The organism is Stenotrophomonas sp. YJH_SMC_127 (assembly GCF_059372445.1).
In genome coordinates, this window is sequence record NZ_JCAFVO010000002.1 from 326,855 (window position 1) to 344,044 (window position 17,190).

Annotated in this window: 17 protein-coding genes; 5 read left to right on the forward strand and 12 right to left on the reverse strand. The window is 67.7% G+C overall.

The annotated features are described in order from the left end of the window. Positions 1-395 precede the first annotated feature (395 nt). Positions 396-935, forward strand: a complete 540-nt coding sequence (locus AC5QAB_RS06785) for a DUF411 domain-containing protein (RefSeq protein WP_014647305.1) — start codon at positions 396-398, stop codon at positions 933-935. A 116-nt stretch (positions 936-1,051) separates the two neighbouring features. Here the strand turns inward: AC5QAB_RS06785 and blaL1 are convergent, their stop codons facing one another. After that, entirely contained in the window at positions 1,052-1,921 is an 870-nt protein-coding gene (blaL1, locus tag AC5QAB_RS06790) for a L1 family subclass B3 metallo-beta-lactamase (protein WP_032962659.1), read from the reverse strand. Between the two features lie 203 nt (positions 1,922-2,124). Between blaL1 and AC5QAB_RS06795 the strand changes: the two genes are divergently transcribed. Together AC5QAB_RS06795 and AC5QAB_RS06800 are read left to right on the forward strand one after the other, a co-directional pair. Continuing rightward, the gene (locus AC5QAB_RS06795; protein ID WP_014647303.1) at positions 2,125-2,391 is read left to right on the forward strand and encodes a hypothetical protein; all 267 of its coding nucleotides are present in this window, start codon (positions 2,125-2,127) and stop codon (positions 2,389-2,391) included. Between the two features lie 9 nt (positions 2,392-2,400). Beyond that, positions 2,401-3,579, forward strand: coding sequence for a low temperature requirement protein A (locus AC5QAB_RS06800; protein WP_197561784.1), 1,179 nt, complete (start codon positions 2,401-2,403; stop codon positions 3,577-3,579). Here the strand turns inward: AC5QAB_RS06800 and AC5QAB_RS06805 are convergent. From AC5QAB_RS06805 to AC5QAB_RS06815, 3 genes are read right to left on the reverse strand one after another with little or no spacing between them, the layout of a single operon-like run. Next, on the reverse strand, positions 3,576-5,021 hold the full coding sequence (locus tag AC5QAB_RS06805) for a coiled-coil domain-containing protein (RefSeq protein WP_495233246.1): 1,446 nt from the start codon (positions 5,019-5,021) through the stop codon (positions 3,576-3,578). The two genes, AC5QAB_RS06800 and AC5QAB_RS06805, sit on opposite strands and share 4 nt — an antisense overlap. 16 nt (positions 5,022-5,037) lie before the next feature. Next, entirely contained in the window at positions 5,038-6,525 is a 1,488-nt protein-coding gene (locus AC5QAB_RS06810; protein ID WP_164109991.1) for a DUF6384 family protein, read from the reverse strand. Positions 6,526-6,538: 13 nt separating this feature from the next. Further along, positions 6,539-7,735, reverse strand: coding sequence for a cell surface protein (locus tag AC5QAB_RS06815; RefSeq protein ID WP_164109990.1), 1,197 nt, complete (start codon positions 7,733-7,735; stop codon positions 6,539-6,541). Positions 7,736-8,038: 303 nt separating this feature from the next. On the opposite strand from AC5QAB_RS06815, the gene AC5QAB_RS06820 reads away from it, so the two are divergent. Both AC5QAB_RS06820 and AC5QAB_RS06825 read left to right on the forward strand, forming a co-directional pair. After that, complete coding sequence (locus AC5QAB_RS06820; RefSeq protein WP_032962665.1) at positions 8,039-8,473, forward strand: EamA family transporter; 435 nt, start codon at positions 8,039-8,041, stop codon at positions 8,471-8,473. A gap of 31 nt (positions 8,474-8,504) precedes the next feature. Beyond that, positions 8,505-8,897, forward strand: coding sequence for a DUF3224 domain-containing protein (locus AC5QAB_RS06825; protein ID WP_049408744.1), 393 nt, complete (start codon positions 8,505-8,507; stop codon positions 8,895-8,897). On the opposite strand, the gene AC5QAB_RS06830 is transcribed toward AC5QAB_RS06825, so the two are convergent. The 8 genes from AC5QAB_RS06830 to pip all read right to left on the reverse strand — a co-directional run bounded on the left by AC5QAB_RS06830 (position 8,894) and on the right by pip (position 17,139). Further along, on the reverse strand, positions 8,894-9,409 hold the full coding sequence (locus tag AC5QAB_RS06830) for a DUF1697 domain-containing protein (protein ID WP_164109988.1): 516 nt from the start codon (positions 9,407-9,409) through the stop codon (positions 8,894-8,896). The two genes, AC5QAB_RS06825 and AC5QAB_RS06830, sit on opposite strands and share 4 nt — an antisense overlap. Further along, positions 9,406-10,047, reverse strand: a complete 642-nt coding sequence (locus AC5QAB_RS06835; protein WP_197561787.1) for a response regulator transcription factor — start codon at positions 10,045-10,047, stop codon at positions 9,406-9,408. The genes AC5QAB_RS06830 and AC5QAB_RS06835 overlap by 4 nt, the downstream gene beginning before the upstream one ends. Beyond that, positions 10,040-11,095, reverse strand: coding sequence for a sensor histidine kinase (locus tag AC5QAB_RS06840; RefSeq protein ID WP_032962722.1), 1,056 nt, complete (start codon positions 11,093-11,095; stop codon positions 10,040-10,042). Before AC5QAB_RS06840 ends, AC5QAB_RS06835 begins: the two co-directional genes overlap by 8 nt. A gap of 294 nt (positions 11,096-11,389) precedes the next feature. After that, the gene (locus AC5QAB_RS06845; protein ID WP_164111329.1) at positions 11,390-12,127 is read right to left on the reverse strand and encodes an MgtC/SapB family protein; all 738 of its coding nucleotides are present in this window, start codon (positions 12,125-12,127) and stop codon (positions 11,390-11,392) included. A 30-nt stretch (positions 12,128-12,157) separates the two neighbouring features. Continuing rightward, entirely contained in the window at positions 12,158-14,917 is a 2,760-nt protein-coding gene (gene mgtA, locus AC5QAB_RS06850; RefSeq protein ID WP_495233247.1) for a magnesium-translocating P-type ATPase, read from the reverse strand. A 63-nt stretch (positions 14,918-14,980) separates the two neighbouring features. Continuing rightward, positions 14,981-15,280 carry a hypothetical protein gene (locus AC5QAB_RS06855; RefSeq protein ID WP_005413574.1) on the reverse strand — a complete coding sequence of 100 codons (300 nt, stop codon included), beginning with the start codon at positions 15,278-15,280 and terminating at the stop codon, positions 14,981-14,983. Positions 15,281-15,573: 293 nt separating this feature from the next. Next, the gene (locus tag AC5QAB_RS06860; RefSeq protein ID WP_164111325.1) at positions 15,574-15,873 is read right to left on the reverse strand and encodes an EF-hand domain-containing protein; all 300 of its coding nucleotides are present in this window, start codon (positions 15,871-15,873) and stop codon (positions 15,574-15,576) included. A 318-nt stretch (positions 15,874-16,191) separates the two neighbouring features. Then, positions 16,192-17,139 carry a prolyl aminopeptidase gene (pip, locus tag AC5QAB_RS06865; RefSeq protein WP_164111322.1) on the reverse strand — a complete coding sequence of 316 codons (948 nt, stop codon included), beginning with the start codon at positions 17,137-17,139 and terminating at the stop codon, positions 16,192-16,194. Positions 17,140-17,190: the final 51 nt, after the last annotated feature.

Here is a 17,190-nt window from a genome sequence, read left to right on the forward strand (position 1 = left end):
GCGCTGGCGCTTGGCTCGTCTTCGTACGGCGGGTCGGCCAACCAGGATCACTGCTCTGCACCGCACGCGGCTGCGCTGGCGGCAGCCGGCTGCTGCGATGATGCGGCCCGGGCGGCCTGCCAGAGCGGTGAGTGCGAATGCCCGCCAGCCTGCCTTGGCATGCTGGCCACGTTGAGTGGAACGCCCGCCTCGCCGTGGCGCGAGGCGCCTGTAGCTGCCCGTTCCCACCAACGCGCATCGCCGCCGATGCCGGACCCGTTGCGTCCCCCCATCGTGTGATGTCCTGCAGGCGCTCAAGCGCCTGCCATGACTGTTCGACTCTTTCTCGCCTCTGCCTGCGCCTTCGATGCGCGGGCGGCGGGCCGCGTTGCCCGCCTCAGCAAAGGAATCACTCAATGAACCGTTCTCTCTCCCTCGGCCTGCTGCTGGGCACCGTGCTGGCCACCACCGCCTGTGCACGTGCCGCCGAAGAATCCGCCGCCGCACCGGTCGCCAGCAAGGCACCGGTGGCACCGATCCAGGCCAGCCCGGCCAAGGTCGATCCGGCCCTGCCGGTGGCCATCGTGCACAAGACCGCCAGCTGTGGCTGTTGCGGTATCTGGGTCGACCATCTGAAGGCCGCGGGCTTCCAGGTGGACGTGCGCGATACCGATGACATGAATCCGATCAAGGTCCGCCTGGGCGTGCCGGTCGGCAAGGCCTCCTGCCATACCGCCGAGATCGGCGGTTATGTGGTCGAAGGCCACATCCCGGCCGAGGACATCAAGCGCCTGCTGGCCGAACGCCCGGCCGCACGCGGGCTGGTGCTGCCCGGCATGCCGGCCGGTTCGCCGGGCATGGAAATGCCGGATGGTTACGTGCAGTCGTACACCGTCGAGCTGGTGCGGACCGACGGCAGCACCGAGCCGTTTGCCCAGCACGGGCAGGGTGGCTGATGGAAGGCGGGTGCCGGTCGTCCTGACCGGCACCCTTCGACGCGTCTTGTGTAGGGCTGAGCCTATGCTCGGCTGTGTTTGGCCGGCAAGCCGAGCATGGGCTCGGCTCTACAGGATCAGCGTGCCGTGGCCGTTTCCTTGGCCAGCTGTGCGTCGAACTTCTTCTCGGCCGCATCCGCGTAGGCCTTGCAGGTCAGGGCGTTGGCTCCGGCCTCTGCACCCGCGGCATAGTTCCAGTTGCTGGCGCCCGGATGCGGCGTCAGCAGCAGGTCGCAGGGCAGACCGCGCACCGTAGCGAAGCTGCGCCGGTAGTCCTCGACCAGGCGGGGATAACGGGCGTTGCCCTGCAGCTGGTAGCCCGGCGCACTCAGGCTGTCGGCGTAGGCGATGCGCACCGGCTGGCCATCGCGGGTATCGGTCCAGGTCCAGGCGGTGCTGCCCGGGGTATGCCCCGGCATGAAGTGCGCGGTGAACGCGATGCCCCCTACGGTGACCCCTTCGCCATCCATGATGATGCGGTCGGTGCTGGCCGGCGGAAAGGTGATGCTGTCGCCAAAGTGCAGGTCGTTGCTGCCGCCGCGCGCCAGCAGCACCGCCGATTCGGCGCTGGCCGCTACGCTGGCGCCGGTACGGCGCTTCAGCTCCGCCACTGGCCCGGCATGGTCGGCGTGTGCGTGGCTGAGCAGGATCAGCCGTAGATCCTGTGCTGCCACCCCGCGTGCCTTCATGTTGTCCAGCAGGTGACCGGCCATCTGCGGCATGCCGCCGTCGAGCAGTACCGCACCGTCGGCGGTCTGCACCAGCAGCGCGGTCAGGTCCTCGGTGCCGATCTGCCAGGTGTGGTCGGCAATCTGCAGCGGTGCCATCGGCTGCAGCCACGAGGCGTCCACGGTGTAGGCCTGCAGCTGCGGCAGCGGTGCGTCGGCGGCAGTCACATCAAAGGCAAGTGTGGCAGTCAGGGCAAGGGTCGTCAGGCAAAGGCGCATGGCGGAGAGGTGTCTGGGCAGGGTCGGATGAAACTAGCACGCGGGCGGGGCGGACCGTTTCGCGAATAATTCATGGCTGCAATAAGGTGCGCCGCAGCCTGCCCAGGGATTGTTCGCTGGCCATGGATTGTGAATCCACCTCCACGGGCTGGAGCGCAGAATCGGCCGGGGCTAGCCTGCTACCAGGCTCAAGGAGGTGGACCATGCACGTGCTCATGGTGATGCTGGGTGGCGTACTGCTGCTGGGGGTATTCGTGCTGTTTGGCCATCTCTGGAGCACGGGCACCTCGCAGCTGCCCACGGCACTGATCGCCTTCATCGCCACCTGGCTGCTGGTGGCCGTGGCCAACATGTGGGTAGGGGTCAGCAAGGCCGGCTACGCGGTACGCGAGGAGCTGCCGATCCTGTTGCTGGTATTCGCCGTGCCGGCGCTACTTGCCGGTTTCCTGTACTGGCGCCTGGCGCGCTGAAGGAGTTCCATGAGTACCCGACTGCGCCTGCCCGCGCTGCGCCACCGCGATGGCCATCATGCCCGCGTGACCTACGAAGAACTGTTCTTCGACCTGGTCTACGTGTTCGCGGTCACCCAGCTCAGCCACCATCTGCTGCACCACCTGGACCTGGCCGGCGTGCTGCAGACCCTGGTGCTGTGGTTCGCGGTCTGGCTCGGCTGGCAGTACGCGTGCTGGGTCAGCAACTGGTTCGACCCGGAGGCGCCGCGCATCCGGGGCCTGATGTTCGCCACCATGCTGCTGGCGTTGTTGATGTCCTCGTCCATTCCCGAGGCGTTCGCCGATCGTGCGTGGATCTTCGCCGGGGCGTACGCCACGATGCAGGTCGGACGCACCGCGTTCGTGCTGCTGGAAGTCGGCCGCAACCATACGTTGGCGCCGAACTTCCGCCGCATGCTGGCCTGGGTCAGCGTGTCGGCCTGCTTCTGGCTGGCCGGCGCGGCGGCCGAGGGCCACCTGCGGCTGGCACTGTGGGCGATGGCGGCGGCCTGCGAATACATCTCGCCGATGTTCGGCTTCGCGTTCCCGGGCATGGGCCGGTCGCACACCCGCGACTGGACCATCGAGGGCGGTCACCTGGCCGAACGCTGCCAGCTGTTCGTCATCGTCGCACTGGGCGAGACGTTGCTGGCCACCGGGGGCGTGCTCAGCGACGTCGAGCACTGGAGCCTGCAGGTGATCTCGGCGGTGCTGGCCACCTTCGCTGGCACGATTGCCATGTGGTGGCTGTACTTCGGCATCTCCAGCCGCGATGCCACAGAGGCCATCACCCACGCCGAAGACCCGGGCCGGATGGGCGCCAACTTCCATTACGTGCATGCCCTGCTGATCGCCGGCATCATCGCCACCGCGGTGGGCAACGATCTGGTCATGGACCATCCGGCGGCGGCCGTCACCACGGTGTACGCCACGGTGATGGTGGCGGGCCCGCTGATCTATCTGCTGGGCAGTGCCCTGTACAAGCGCGTGGTCTATGGACGCGCGCCGCGCTCGCACCTGCTGGGCGCGGTGGCGCTGCTGGTGCTGGGTCTGGCGTTGCCCTGGACGCACCTGCTGGCCGCCGGATGGCTGACCAGCCTGGTGCTGCTGGGCGTGGGGTTGCTGGATGCGCGGCTGAAGCGGCGCACCCGGCCGTTGCCGGGCTAGAACCCGCCCCCGGTCTTGAAGTCACCGCCGCCGCTGATACCACCGCCGCTGTGGAAGCTGCTACCGCTGGAACTGGAACTGGAGCTGGAGCTGGAACTCGAACTCGAACTCGAGCTCGAACGCGAGCTCGAACGCGAGCCGGAACTGCTGGAGCCGCCCGCAAGCAGGTCGAACAGGCCGCCAGAGGAGCGGGTGGTGCTTCGGCTGCTGGTGGTGCTGAAGAAGGATGCGGCGACGGTGGCCGGCGCGGCGGCCCGGTAGCTCGGCGCCTCGTACGCCTGGCGCTCGATGTCTGCTGCCGCCTGGTAGCTCCTGCGCGCCGCCTGCAGGCTGTCCAGGCGCTTTTTCAGTACGGCCATTTCGCGGGTGTGCTCGCCTACCATCCCATCGATCTCGCCCAGGCGCAGGCGACTGCGATGGATGCGCTCTAGCACGGCATCGTCCTCGCCGGAGGCGGTGGCGGCGACGCGCCGGTACAGGTCGTCCATGCTCTTGGCCGACAGCGTGCGCGCCAGCGCGGTGAGCAGGGCGCTGCCTTCGGCATCGGTCCAACTGCGGAAGCCGTCGATCTGTGCCTGCTTGGCATCCACGGTCTGCCGATGCAGCTGCTCGCCCAGCAGCGCCTGCGCTACTGCGCCCTGTGCCGTCTGCAGCTGCTGGCGCAGCGGGTCGCCACCGGCGCGGGCGAGGGCGGCATCGCGGGCCTGCTGTACCGGTTGGCGGGCCGCCTCCACGTCGTCGCGGGCGCGTCGGGCATGTTCCTGCAGATAGGGCGGAAGCTCGACCAGCGTGGCGTACTCGCGACGGGCACGGTCAAAGCCGCACAGTTCGGCCAGCCAGCCGTCGACGGTGCGCACCAGTGGCCAGCCGCGGTAGGCCGTGCTGCCGTAGTTGCGTCGGTGCAGGTACATGAAGATCGGGTCGGCCTGATAGGCGCCGGCCTTGGCGTCATGCTCCGATTGGGCAGAGGAGGCCATGCGCTCGACCGTGTCGGCGCGTGCCACGGCCAGCTGCAGGTCGTCCTGCAGCACCCTGTAGGTGGGTTCCGCTTCCAGCGTGGTGTCCACCTGGTCCTGCAGGGCCTGCCAGCGTTCGCCGGCGGCGTCGCGTGCGGCAACGGCCTCCTGCGACCGCTGCTGCAAGGACTGCTCGATGTCCAGCAGCGCCTGCAGTTCGTCGTCCAGTACCGCCGCTTTGCGGTCACGGCGCTGCAGATCGGCGCTGGACTGCTGCAGCAGGTCCCGGGCCAGCATCGGCGGCGCATCGGTGGCGGCCTCGGCCTGCAGGCGCGCCAGGGCGTTGAAGTCGTCGCGGACCCGCCCGTGCAGCGCTTCCTGTTCCTTGATCAGCTCCCGGCACTGGTCGCCACGCGCGGCCAGTTGTGCCTGCACCTGGCCGATATCGGTCTCGACATCGGCAATCGCGTCGTTCAGATCTCTCATGTCAGTTCCTTACCCATCACCATTGGGTGATGTAGCCACCGGTGGCGGGCATGCGGAACCGCGGCGACAGGCTGCCGCGCGGCTTGCTGCCGATCTGGTCGTCTTCGATGATGCCGTTGTCCTGCTTGTCGGCGGCAACCCGGTTGTAGGTGGCCTCGGGCACGCGCACTGCAAACACCGAGACCCGTTCCTCCTTGCCGGTTTCCTCGTTGCGGATCGGCAGTTCGGCAGCATTGCCGGCCTCGTCCAGCGCTTCGGTCACCAGATAGTAGTTGCGGCCACCATTGGCCTTTTCGTTGTAGCGCCAGACGCCGGTGCGTTCATCGTCACGGTTGACGATGCGGTAGACCAGGGTCTGCGACAGCAGCCCCACCAGCTGGCTGACCTCGTCCAGGGCCGGCCCGGCTTCGGCCAGCGTCTCGACCCGGATCAGGCGGGCGGCCTGCTCCAGCGCACGCTCGAAGCGCTTGCGGTCTTCGCCGGCGACACCGGTGGCGAGGCCGTCGGCCTTGAGCTGGGCCAACCGCTCGTTGAGCGCGGCCAGCGTGGCGGCGCTGCCGATCAGCTCCTTCAGGGTCGCTACCGCCTGGCCCGCCGCGGCCATGTCGCCCGCGCGCAGTGCCACGTCGCCGCCGGTGTAGGCGCGTGCGCGCGCCTGCTCTGCATCCGGCGCGAGGCGTGCCGCCCTTGCAGCGGCGTTGGTGGTATCCAGCAGCTCGCTGGCCTCGATCGCCTGGCCGAGAATGTTCACCCGCTCGGTCAGCGGCGGCAGCGTTTCCCTGGCATTCGCCAGCAGCTGCGCGGCGGCCTGCCGATGCTGCTCAACCTGCGCGGCCGCCTGCTCGCCGGTGGCACTGCCACCACTGCTGAGCCGGGTGAGCTTGTCCTTGCGCACAAGGGTCGGCTGTGCGGCCAGTGCGGCGGGAACCCCGGCGAAGCGCCGCTGTGCTTCGGCCAGCGCGGCCTGTGCGCCTTCGGCCAGTGGCTGCAGGCGCCCACCGCTGGCGGTGGCACGTGGCAGCAGCCCCTGCAGGGCCTGTTCCTGTGCGGCCAGCAGGGCGCGCGCTGCAGCAGCCTCCTGTTGCTGCGCGGCCACCTTGTCGTTCAGCACCTGCACGTTCTTCTGCACGTTGCTCTCGTGCACGAACGCTCCGAAGCTGCGCGCCATGACCAGCAGCATGCCGAGCACCAGCAGCAGGAAGGCCGCCAGCAGCGCCCACTTCAACAGGCGGGCCCGATCGATCCAGCGCCGCGCCAGCCACGCCTTCCAGCCACGCGGCGCGGTGTAGAGGTAGCGCTGCTCGCGCTGGGCCTGGATGCCGGCCTCGAGGATCTCGTCGGAGACCTCGATACCCTGCGAGCGGTACAGCTCAAGCAGGCGCTGCTTCAGCGACGCCTTGTCATGGCCGCTGTCGGCCAGCGCCTTCATTTCGGCGTTGCGGTAGCGCAGCTGGTCGACCACATCCATGGTCAGCAGCGCATCCTGCAGCTCGGCAGGGGCCATCGTCGCACTCACCTCAGCGCGACTCCGGGCTCGGCGGCGCCTGCAGCAGGGCGGCGAAGCGCTGCTTGCCCTGTTCGACATACTCGGCGATCTCGGCCGAGTCGCGGGTCGCCTGGCCGCGCAGCTGCTCGATCTCCTGCAGCGAGGTCTCCTGGAAGTGCACCACCGCATCGACCAGCTTGCGCACCGAATCGACGCCGATGGTGGCGCCGTAGCCGGCCTTCAGGCCCTCGTGCAGCACGTCATCGCCGATGTTGGCCACCGCTTCCAGGCCCTTGGAGGTGCCCTCGGTCATCGCATTGAGCGCCTGCGTGGACTCATGCAGGCCCATCTGCGTGGTGAAGGCCAGGTTCAAGGCGGTGAAGCTGGTTTCATTGGTGGAGAAGAACACCACCGAGCGCTCGTTGACGCGGCGCTTGATCTCGTGCGACTGGTGCACGCGCAGCATGATCGCCTCGGAGGTGGCGTAGTTCACCTGCAGGTTCTCGGCCAGGTCCTTGGCCAGCTGGTAGCGCGACTCCTCGGCCTGGTTGTTGCGCAGGGCCTCATCGCGGGCCATGACCAGGCGGCCGGTGTCGGCGGCATCGGCGGCCGGATCGGCCGACTCCACGCGCTGCTGCGCCTGCTTCAGCGCCTCGCGGGCATTGGCCAGCGCCTGCTCCTGCAGCTTCAACAGCTCATGGGCCTGGATCTCGGCATCCTTGATCGACAGGCGGAAGTCGCCGTACATCTCCAGCACGCGCGACTCGCGCTGCAGCTGCTCGGCCGAATCGCGGCTGACTTCCAGGAATGTGCGGCGGATCTTCTCGAACCGGCTCGGGATGTCGCCGCGGGTGACCTTCATCCACAGGTTCTGCAGGCGCTCGCCCATGTCGATCCTGCCGTCGCGCACCTGCTCGACCATGGTGCTGGCATCGTCACGGATGCTGTCGAAGGCGCGGATGATCTCGGTATAGCGGTCGGACACCTTGGCCGAGCTGATTTCATCACGCATCACGGCATTGAAATGCCCGGACTGCTGCAGCACGCGGGCAATGGCCACCACGCGGCCCTGGTCAAGGGTGGACAGCTGCGAGACCAGCGCGATGGCCGGAGCGTTGTTGTCCTGGGGAGCGGCCAGGCCCAGGCTGCGCAGCGTGGCCATGGCGCGGTCGAGGTACTTGATCGGCGCGGTAGCGGCCGGCGTGGCAAGGAGGGTGTTCTCGGACATTTCGACGGCTCCGGTCAGGGCAGGCAATGAGGAACCTGCCGCGCGGAACGGGCAGGTTGCTGCGAAACGAAGGGGAAGGGGAGCGGCAGCCGTGCGCTGCACGGCAGGCTGGCCCGGTCAAGGGCCAACGGCCCGGTATGGGCGAGGGTGGTGTCCTGTTCAAGCATGGCGCATTCCCTGCAGATCGCCCCCCTGGCGATTCCGTCCCCATTGTAGCGGCGGTGATGGGCAGGTGAAGCCCCACCGATGGCAGGGTGGAGTAGCGTTGGCGCACGCTCATCGGTTGCGGCAAGCGAGGGCTTCGTGCAGAACGTACCGCAATGGTTGCTCTGGGCTGGACTGTCCGCCGTGTTCGCAGCGCTGACCGCGCTGTTCGCCAAGGTCGGCGTCAAGGGTGTCGACCCGGACCTGGCCATGGCCATCCGTACCCTGGTGGTGGCGGCGGTGATCCTGCCGCTGGTGGTGGTCACCGGCAAATGGTCCAACCCGTTGCTGCTGCCGGGGCGCACCCAGCTGTTCCTGGTGCTGTCGGCGCTGGCCACCGGTGCGTCGTGGCTGTTCTACTTCCGCGCACTGCAGAGCGGCGAGCTGGCCAAGGTGGCGGTGGTGGACAAGTTCAGCGTGGTGCTGGTGATCGTGCTGGCCTATCTTCTGCTGGGCGAGCGGCCCAGCCTGCGGGAGTGGAGCGGCATCGGCCTGGTGCTGGCCGGGGTGATCGTGCTGGCCACGAAGAAGTAGCAGCGTTCAACCGACCAGAGGGGAGAGCAGGATGCAGGGCGAAGCACACGGTACGTTTGAAGTGGATCTGCGGCCGATCGGTGGCAATGACGGCCCGATTGCGGTGATGTCGATCAACAAGACCTTCGCCGGCGACCTGCACGGCAGCAGCGTCGGCCAGATGCTGGCCTTCCGCACGCCGGTGCAGGGCTCGGCCGGCTACGTGGCGATGGAGCGGGTAACGGCCACGCTGGCCGGGCGCCAGGGTGGGTTCACCCTGCAGCACAACGGGTTGATGACCCGTGGCACGCCGCAGCTGAGCGTGGTGGTGGTGCCCGATTCGGGCAGTGAAGGACTGCTCGGCCTGAGCGGCACGCTGGAGATCACCATCAGCGAGGGCCGCCATGACTACCGGCTGGTCTACAGCCTGCCGGAAGAACCCTAGCGGAGTTCCGCTGCCATCGCCGCTAGCCTAGCGACGGTGTTGAGGTTGCGCGCCGTGCCCTGTGCCGAGCCGGGAATGCGCAGGCGCGAGTCGGCCATGCCGGCGCCGTAGTGGATGAAGATCTCGCGCGTGCCGAGTGCAAGCTGTTCGTCGCGCCGGCCGGTCACGCCATCAAGCGGGTCGGCAGGCAGGCTGCCGTCGAGGAACAGGGCGACCACACGGTTGCCGGCGGCCTGCGGAAACGGATTGCGTGCCACCACGCCTGCGATCTCGCTGGCCGAACGCACCAGTACGCCCACCGGCTTGCCGGCATATTCCTGGAGCCGCTGGCCGAGGGCCTGGCGCACGCCTGCCTCGTCGAGCGAGCTGCGCAACACCACGTTGCCGCTGGCGATGTACGTGCGGACATCGGCGAAGCCTGCGTCCTTGCACATCGCCGCCAGTTCGCGCATCGGCAGCCTGCCGGTACCGCCGACGTTGACCGCGCGCAGCAAGGCGACGTGGACGTTCATGGCGTCCCCGCCTGCAGGCGGTCGTACATGCGCACCAAGTCGACCAGGGTGCGCGCGCCCATCTTGCGCATCACCTGCGCGCGGCGCACCTTCACCGTGATCTCGCTGACGCCGAGGTCGCCGGCAATCTGCTTGTTGAGGCGGCCACGCACCACGCCATCGACCACCTCGCGCTCACCCGCGTTGAGCGTGCTCCAGCGCTGCTGCAGGGCATCGAGCGCCTCGCCCTCGCGGCGGCGCTGGCGGTCGATCTCGATGCCCTTGTGGATCGCATCCAGCAGTTCCTGGTCGCGAAAGGGCTTGGTCAGGAATTCGATGGCACCGTCCTTGATCGCGTTGACACCCATCGCGATGTCGCCGTGGCCGGTGATGAACACCACGGGGAGCTGCAGGCCATGGCTGCCCATCGTGCGATGGAATTCAAGACCGCTCTGGCCGGGCATGCGCACGTCCAGCACCAGGCAGGCCGGCGCGTCTTCCAGGTCGTGTTCGAGGAAGGCCTGGGTGGAGGCGAAGGCCCGCACCTGCAGGTCCATCGAGGCCAGCAGGTCTTCCAGCGCCGCGCGCACCGACGGATCGTCGTCGACCACATAGACAATGGGCGCCGGATCGGCGAGGGGTGCAGTGGGCTTACGCATGGTGGACATCCGTGGCGACGGGCAGGTCGAAGACGAAGCAGGCACCGCCGCCTGCCGGTCGTTCGGCGCGGATCTGGCCGTCGTTGGCCTCGATCATCGAGCGGCTCAGGCTGAGGCCCAGCCCCAACCCGTGCGACTTGGTGGTCCAGAACGCGTCGAACACGCGCTCGGGATGGTCGGCGGGCAGGCCGATGCCACGATCGCGTACGCTGAGGCTGACCCGTTGGCCCTCACGCCGGGTCAGCAGCGACAGACGCCGGTCGCCTGCGGGTACGGCTTCCATTGCATCCACCGCATTGAGGATCAGGTTGCCGATCACCTGCTGCACCTGTACGCGATCGGCCTGCACCGGCGGCAGGTCGGCGTCCAGCAGCAGGGCCACGGCCACGCCATGCTGGTCCAGTTCGCTGCGCGACAACGCCAGCATTTCCTCCACCGCCTGGTTCAGGTCGAAGGCGCGCCGTTCCGGTGCCGCGCCCTGGGTCAGGCCGCGGATGCGGGCGATCACGTCACCGGCGCGGTGCGCGTCTGCCAGGATGCGGGCTACGGTCTGCCGGGCCTTGTCCACGTTCGGCGGGTCCTGCGCCAGCCAGCGTTGGCAGGCTTCGGCGCTGCTGGCGATGGCCGCCAGCGGCTGGTTCACTTCGTGGGCGATGGAGGTGGTCAGCTCGCCTACGGTGGAGGCGCGCGCTACCCGCAGCAGACGGCCCTGTGCTTCCTGCACGGCGGCCTTGGCCGCTTCCATGTTCAGGGCGAGGTAGGTGGTGATGCCGATCACCAGCATGCCGATCACCGAATTGACCAGGCCGATGCGGTAGGTGCCGAAGCGGGTCAGGAAGAAACTCAGCCCGGTCAGCGCGATGCAGGCGATGGCCAGCGTGATCAGGCCGCGGGCGGCCAGCACGCGCGATGCCGCGAGAATGACCGCTGCGTAGAAGCAGGCAGCAGCAACCGCGTAATCGGTGACGGTGTCGATCAGGAAGATCGCGGCCATCACGACGATCAGGGCCAGCAGCACCAGCGGGCGGCGGGGCGACAGCGATGGCATCGGGACGGCTCCCTGGCGTGGGGTGAAAGGATAGCAAAGCCGCCATCGGCAGATGCCGATCTTGGTCGGCAGGCTCTTTTGCTGTGGGTGCCGACCGTTGGTCGGCACAAGCCAGAACGATGCCTGGTAGTGCCGGCCGCTGGCCGGCAACTGCACGGTGTTGCCGGAGCTCATGAGGTTGCCGGCCAGCGGCCGGCACTACCGCAGGGATGGACACGGTCTCTGAAGGTTCTCTGCCGACCAAGGTCGGCACCTACCAAAGCGGTGCACGGTGTTGCTGGCCAGCGGCCGGCACTACTCCTCCAGGCTGGCGTTCCAGAATCCCTGCAGCACACCGGGCGTGGTCGCCAGCGTCGCAAGTACAGCGTCCAGTTCGCCGGCATCCACCGTGGTGGCATACAGCACCGCTTCGATCTCCACATCGCGCTCACCGAACGGGCGCTGGTCCACCGCGCGCACCGGGTACTGCGCCTGCTCAAGCAGCAGCAACAGCTGGTCCAGCACCTCGGCCTGCTGCTCGCGCTGGCAGACCACGTTGATCGCATAGGTCGCCTCGCTGAACGCTTCCGGCAGCGGCTGCCGCTGGATGCGGTTCACCACCGGCCGCAGCAGGGTATTGGCGGCCAGCACGAAGACGGCGGCCAGCACCGCTTCCGGCAGCAGCTTGATACCCGCGCAGGCTCCCACCGCTGCCGATCCCCACAGGGTGGCGGCGGTGTTCAGGCCGGACACCTGCGCGCCGTCCTTCATGATCGCGCCGGCGCCGAGGAAGCCGACGCCGGAGATCACATAGGCCACCACATGCAGCGGCGAGGGTGGTCCGCCGTACAGGTCATGGAAGCGCACCGCCAGATCGACGAACACTGCCGCACCCACCGCCACCAGCGTATTGGTACGCAGGCCGGCGGTGCGTTGCCGCAGCTGCCGCTCCAGGCCGATGACCGTGCCCAGCACGAATGCCACCGACAGGCTGGTCAGCGAGCTGAGCGTGGCGCCGGCGTTGAACGCCGGCAGGTTCGGATTGATGTCCATTGTGTTTCTCCCTGGACAAGCGGCGGGCGCTTACTGCCAGCCGTAACGACGGATGTAGAACTTCTTCAGCGCGGTGGTCAGCACCGCATAGCCGAACAGGATCGCCACCAGGAACGGCCAGTAGCCGGCCGGCAGCGCCTGCAGCTTGAAGTAGCCGGCCAGCGGGCTCATCGGCAGGGCCACGCCGATGGCCATGATCAGGCCGGTCATCAGCAGCAGTGGCGGCGCGGCGATGCTCTGCAGGAACGGCACCTTTGGCGTGCGGATCATGTGCACGATCAGGGTCTGGGTCAGCAGGCCGACCACGAACCAGCCGGACTGGAACAGGCACTGGTCGGCCGGCGTGCGTGCATCGAACACGTACCACATCAGCGCGAAACAGCTCAGGTCGAAGAGCGAGCTGATCGGCCCGAAGAACACCATGAAGCGGCCGATGTCCGCCGGGTTCCACTTCAGCGGCTTGCGTACCAGTTCCTCATCCACGTTGTCGAACGGAATGGCGATCTGCGAGATGTCATACAGCAGGTTCTGCACCAGCAGCTGCAGCGGCAGCATCGGCAGGAACGGCAGGAAGGCCGACGCCACCAGCACCGAGAACACATTGCCGAAGTTGGAGCTGGCGGTCATGCGGATGTACTTCAGCATGTTGTTGAACGTACGCCGGCCCTGGATGACGCCTTCTTCCAGCACCATCAGGTTCTTTTCCAGCAGGATGATGTCGGCCGCCTCCTTGGCGATGTCCACCGCGCTGTCAACGCTGATGCCGATATCGGCCGCACGCAGCGCCGGCGCATCGTTGATGCCGTCACCGAGGAAGCCGACCACCTTGCCCTGCGCGCGCAGCTCGCGTACCAGGCGCTCCTTGTGCAGCGGCGTCAGCCGGGCAAACACGCGATGGTGGTGCAGCGCCCGCGACAGCGCGCAGTCGTCCATGCGCTCGATCTGCGGGCCGGTCAGGATGGTGTCCGCGTCCAGCCCCACCTGTGCGCAGACGCGGGCGGTCACCAGTTCGTTGTCACCGGTGAAGACCTTGACCTCCACGCCATGCGCGGCCAGCGCCTGCAGCGCCTGCGCTGCCGATTCCTTCGGCGGGTCCAGGAAGGCCACGTAGCCGACCAGGGTCAGGTCGCACTCGTCGGCCTGAGAATAGGTGGTCTGGCTGGCAGCGGTCTCCTTCATCGCCACCGCCACGACGCGCAGACCCTGCTCGTTCAGTTCCTCGGTGGTCTGCCGCACGCGGGCCAGGCGGTGCTCGTCCAGTGGCATGTCCCGGCCGTTCTCGCGAACGGTACTGCACACCGCCAGCATTTCTTCCACCGCGCCCTTGCAGATCAGCTCATGATGGTCCTCGCGCTCGGACACCACCACCGACATGCGGCGGCGCTCGAAGTCGAACGGGATCTCATCCACCTTGTGGTAGTCCTGCGACAGCCGCAGCGAGCTCTGCAGCTCCACGTGTTCCAGCACCGCGCGGTCCAGCAGGTTGATCAGCCCGGTCTGGAAGTGGCTGTTGAGGTAAGCGAACTTCAGCACGTCTTCCGAATCGTGACCGAACACATCGGTGTGGCGCTCCAGCGCGATCCTGTCCTGGGTGAGCGTGCCGGTCTTGTCGGTGCACAGCACTTCCATCGCGCCGAAGTTCTGGATCGCATCCAGGCGCTTGACGATCACCTTGCGCCGCGACAGCAGCACCGCACCCTTGGCCAGGGTGGAGGTGACGATCATCGGCAGCATTTCCGGCGTCAAGCCCACCGCCACCGACAGCGCGAACAGGAACGCCTCGGTCCAGTCGCCCTTGGTCCAGCCGTTGATCAGCAGCACGAACGGCACCATCACCAGCGCGAAGCGGATCAGCAGCCAGCTGACACTGTTGACGCCGGCCTGGAACGCGGTGGGCGCACGGTCGGTAGCGGTGCTGCGCTGTGCCAGCGTGCCGAAGTAGGTGCGGTTGCCGGTGGCCAGCACAATGGCGGTGGCGGTGCCGGAGACCACATTGGTGCCCATGAACAGCAGGTTGTGCTGCTCCAGCAGGCCAGCCAGGCCGTCGCCGGGGTGCGCGAACTTCTCCACCGGCAGCGACTCGCCGGTCATTGCGGCCTGTGCCACGAACAGGTCCTTGGCAGTCAGCACGCGGCAGTCGGCCGGAATCATGTCGCCGGCCGACAGCACGATGTGGTCGCCGGGCACCAGTTCGCGGATCGGCAGGTCCAGCAGGCGTGCCGGGCGACGGCTGTGCAGGTGCGCGCCGAAGTACTGGTCGGCCACATCGGCGGCCTCGGTGCCCGGATTGCGGCGCAGTACGCGCGCGGTGTTGCCGACCAGCGCCTTCAGCCGCTCGGCGGCACGGTTGGAGCGGCCTTCCTGCACGAAGCGGATCAGCGTGGACAGCAGCACCATCGCACCGATCACGATCGTGGCCTTGATGTCCTCGGTCAGCCAGGACACCGCCGCCAGCACGGTCAGCAGCAGGTTGAACGGATTGCGATAGCACTGCCACAGGTGCCGCCACCACGGCAGCGGCTTTTCGTGATCCACCTCGTTGGGGCCGAGCGTGGCCAGCCGCTCCTCGGCTTCATGCGGGCTGAGGCCATCGGCATGCGAATCCAGCGTGGCCAGCAGCTCGGCTTCTTCCTGCTGGGCAAGGGTGACCAGGCCGGTGGTAAGCGCGAACGGCGCCGCTTCGGCGCTGCCCGGACCGAAGCCGGCTTCGGGCATCGCGCCGCGGCGGAACAGGTTGCCTGCGCGACGGCTGCGCAGGAAGGCGTTGAACCAGGCGTTGAGCAGGCTCATGGGACGCTCCTCGAATGTCAGAGCCGGCCGCAGCCGGAACACGAACGGAATGGGTGAGACAGATCAGGCGTGGCGCATGGCCAGCACCGCCGGCGACCACGGCTGCATGTGCAGGCGCTGGCTGCCGCCGATGCATAGCGGCTTCATCGCATCGCGCAGCGGGTAGGGCAGATGGCGCAGCACGGTGATGCGCTCGCTGATCGGCAGCAGCGACAGCGCGTCAGCCACCACGCGCGGCGAACCGAGCGACAGCGAACGGGCGAACATGACCGGGCCGTGCTGCAGCAGCTGGCTGCGCAGGGCGGCAACATCGCGCTCGCCAATCAGGCGGCGCAGGGTGATGTAGAGGATCTTGTAGGACATGGGGGTGATCTCCAGGCAGGCGGCGCCTGGCGATCCCCCGTCACTCAGGCAGGCAGGGACCGGCGGGCAGGCGCCAGGAACAGGCAACAAGCGGTCATCCGGGGCGCGGTGCGCCCGGCAGGGTCGGGGTCCATCTGCGTCTCCATGAGGGGAGGGTGCCAGCCAGGGTTGCCCTGGCCAGTGGCGCTATTGTCCGCCGCTGAATGGGGCAGGCCTAGAGGCCCGTGGGTTAGCCCGGCTATACCTTGGTATAGCCGGGCACCCGTAGCGCCAATCGAGGGTTCAGTGATGGATCAATGCGAAGCGCTGGTCTGCTTGCACACGTCGTACTCGCCACGGGTCAACGTCTTGTCACGGTCGGTATCGCAGGCGTGCAGTCGTTCGGCCCAGTCCGGCGCCACTGCATCGACTTCCGCCAGGGTGACAATGCCGTCCTTGTCCTTGTCCAGCGACTCATACGGCGGTATCAGCTTCACTTCGGTGACGTCCTCGGCGGCGGTGGCCTTGCTCGCCTCCTGGGTCTTGGAACAGGCGCCCAGCAGCAGGCCGGCACAAAGCGAGAGTGCAATGGGGAGGTAGCGATAACCGATCATGGCGTGCTCCTGAAAAAAGGGCTGACCACCTGTGCGATGGTCACGGCCGGATCTTCCGCGCGGGGCTGTAAGTGGGCTGCGAAGAATGGGGCCCATGGACAGCTGCCAGTGGGCCGCCATTTGCCGGGCTGCGCAACGGGGATTGCGCGCGGACGCCTTGGGGAGTCGGCTCGACGGATGTGGCACGGTAGAGTCGACCGTTCGTCGACTTTCGCGCGCAGCGCGGGGTTTTCAGCTTCCTGCAAAGAGCAGTCGACTGACAGTCGACTCTACCTTCCTACGGTGGAATGCCGGCCAGCGGCCGGCACTACCGTCCCTTCAGAACCGGTCGGCAAAGGCATCCGTCGCCCGCACCAGCGCATCGACCGTGGCCGGCTCGTTGGCGCTGTGGCCGGAGGTCACCATCTCCAGGCGCGCTTCCGGCCAGGCCTTCGCCAGGTCCCACGCGCTGCGCGGCGGGCAGATGATGTCGTAGCGCCCCTGCACGATCACGCCGGGCAGGTGGCGGATGCGATCGATGTTGCGCAGCAGCTGGTCCGGTTCCAGGAAGACGCCGTTGCGGAAGTAGTGGGCTTCAATACGGGCCTTGGCCAGGGTATCCAGCGGATCATCGGTGGATTCGGCATCCACGTCGTGCTGCAGGGTGGCCGCATTGTCTTCCCAGCCCAACCAGGCCTGCGCGGCTTCGATGCGGGTTGATTGATCCGGGCCATCCATGCGCGCCCAGTAGGCCGCGATCATGTCGCCACGCTCGGCTTCCGGGATATAAGCCTCGTAGCGGTCCCAGCGCTCCGGGAAGATCCAGCGCGCACCGCCATCGGCCTCGGCGAACCAGCGGTTCTCGATCTCACGACCGAGGAACACGCCACGCAGGATCAGGCCGGTGGCGCGTTCGGGATGTGCCTGCGCGTAGGCCAGCGACAGCGTGGAGCCCCACGAGCCGCCATAGACCAGCCAGCGCTCGATGCCCAGGTGCTCACGCACCTTTTCGATGTCCGCCACCAGGTCCTGCGTAGTGTTGTCGCGCAGCTCGCCGAACGGCGTGGAGCGGCCGCTGCCGCGCTGGTCGATCAACACGATGCGGTAGCGCGCCGGGTCGAAGAAGCGCCGATGGGTCGGCGAGATACCGGCGCCCGGGCCACCGTGCAGGTACACCACCGGAATGCCCTCCGGCGTGCCGCACTCTTCGATATGCAGCGTGTGCAGATCGCTCACCGGCAGGGTGAATTCGCGGTAGGGATCGATGGCCGGGTACAGGGTGCGCATGACGGGTGTCTCACAAGCAGGGGCGGCCAGCATAGCGCCGCCACCGGCGGC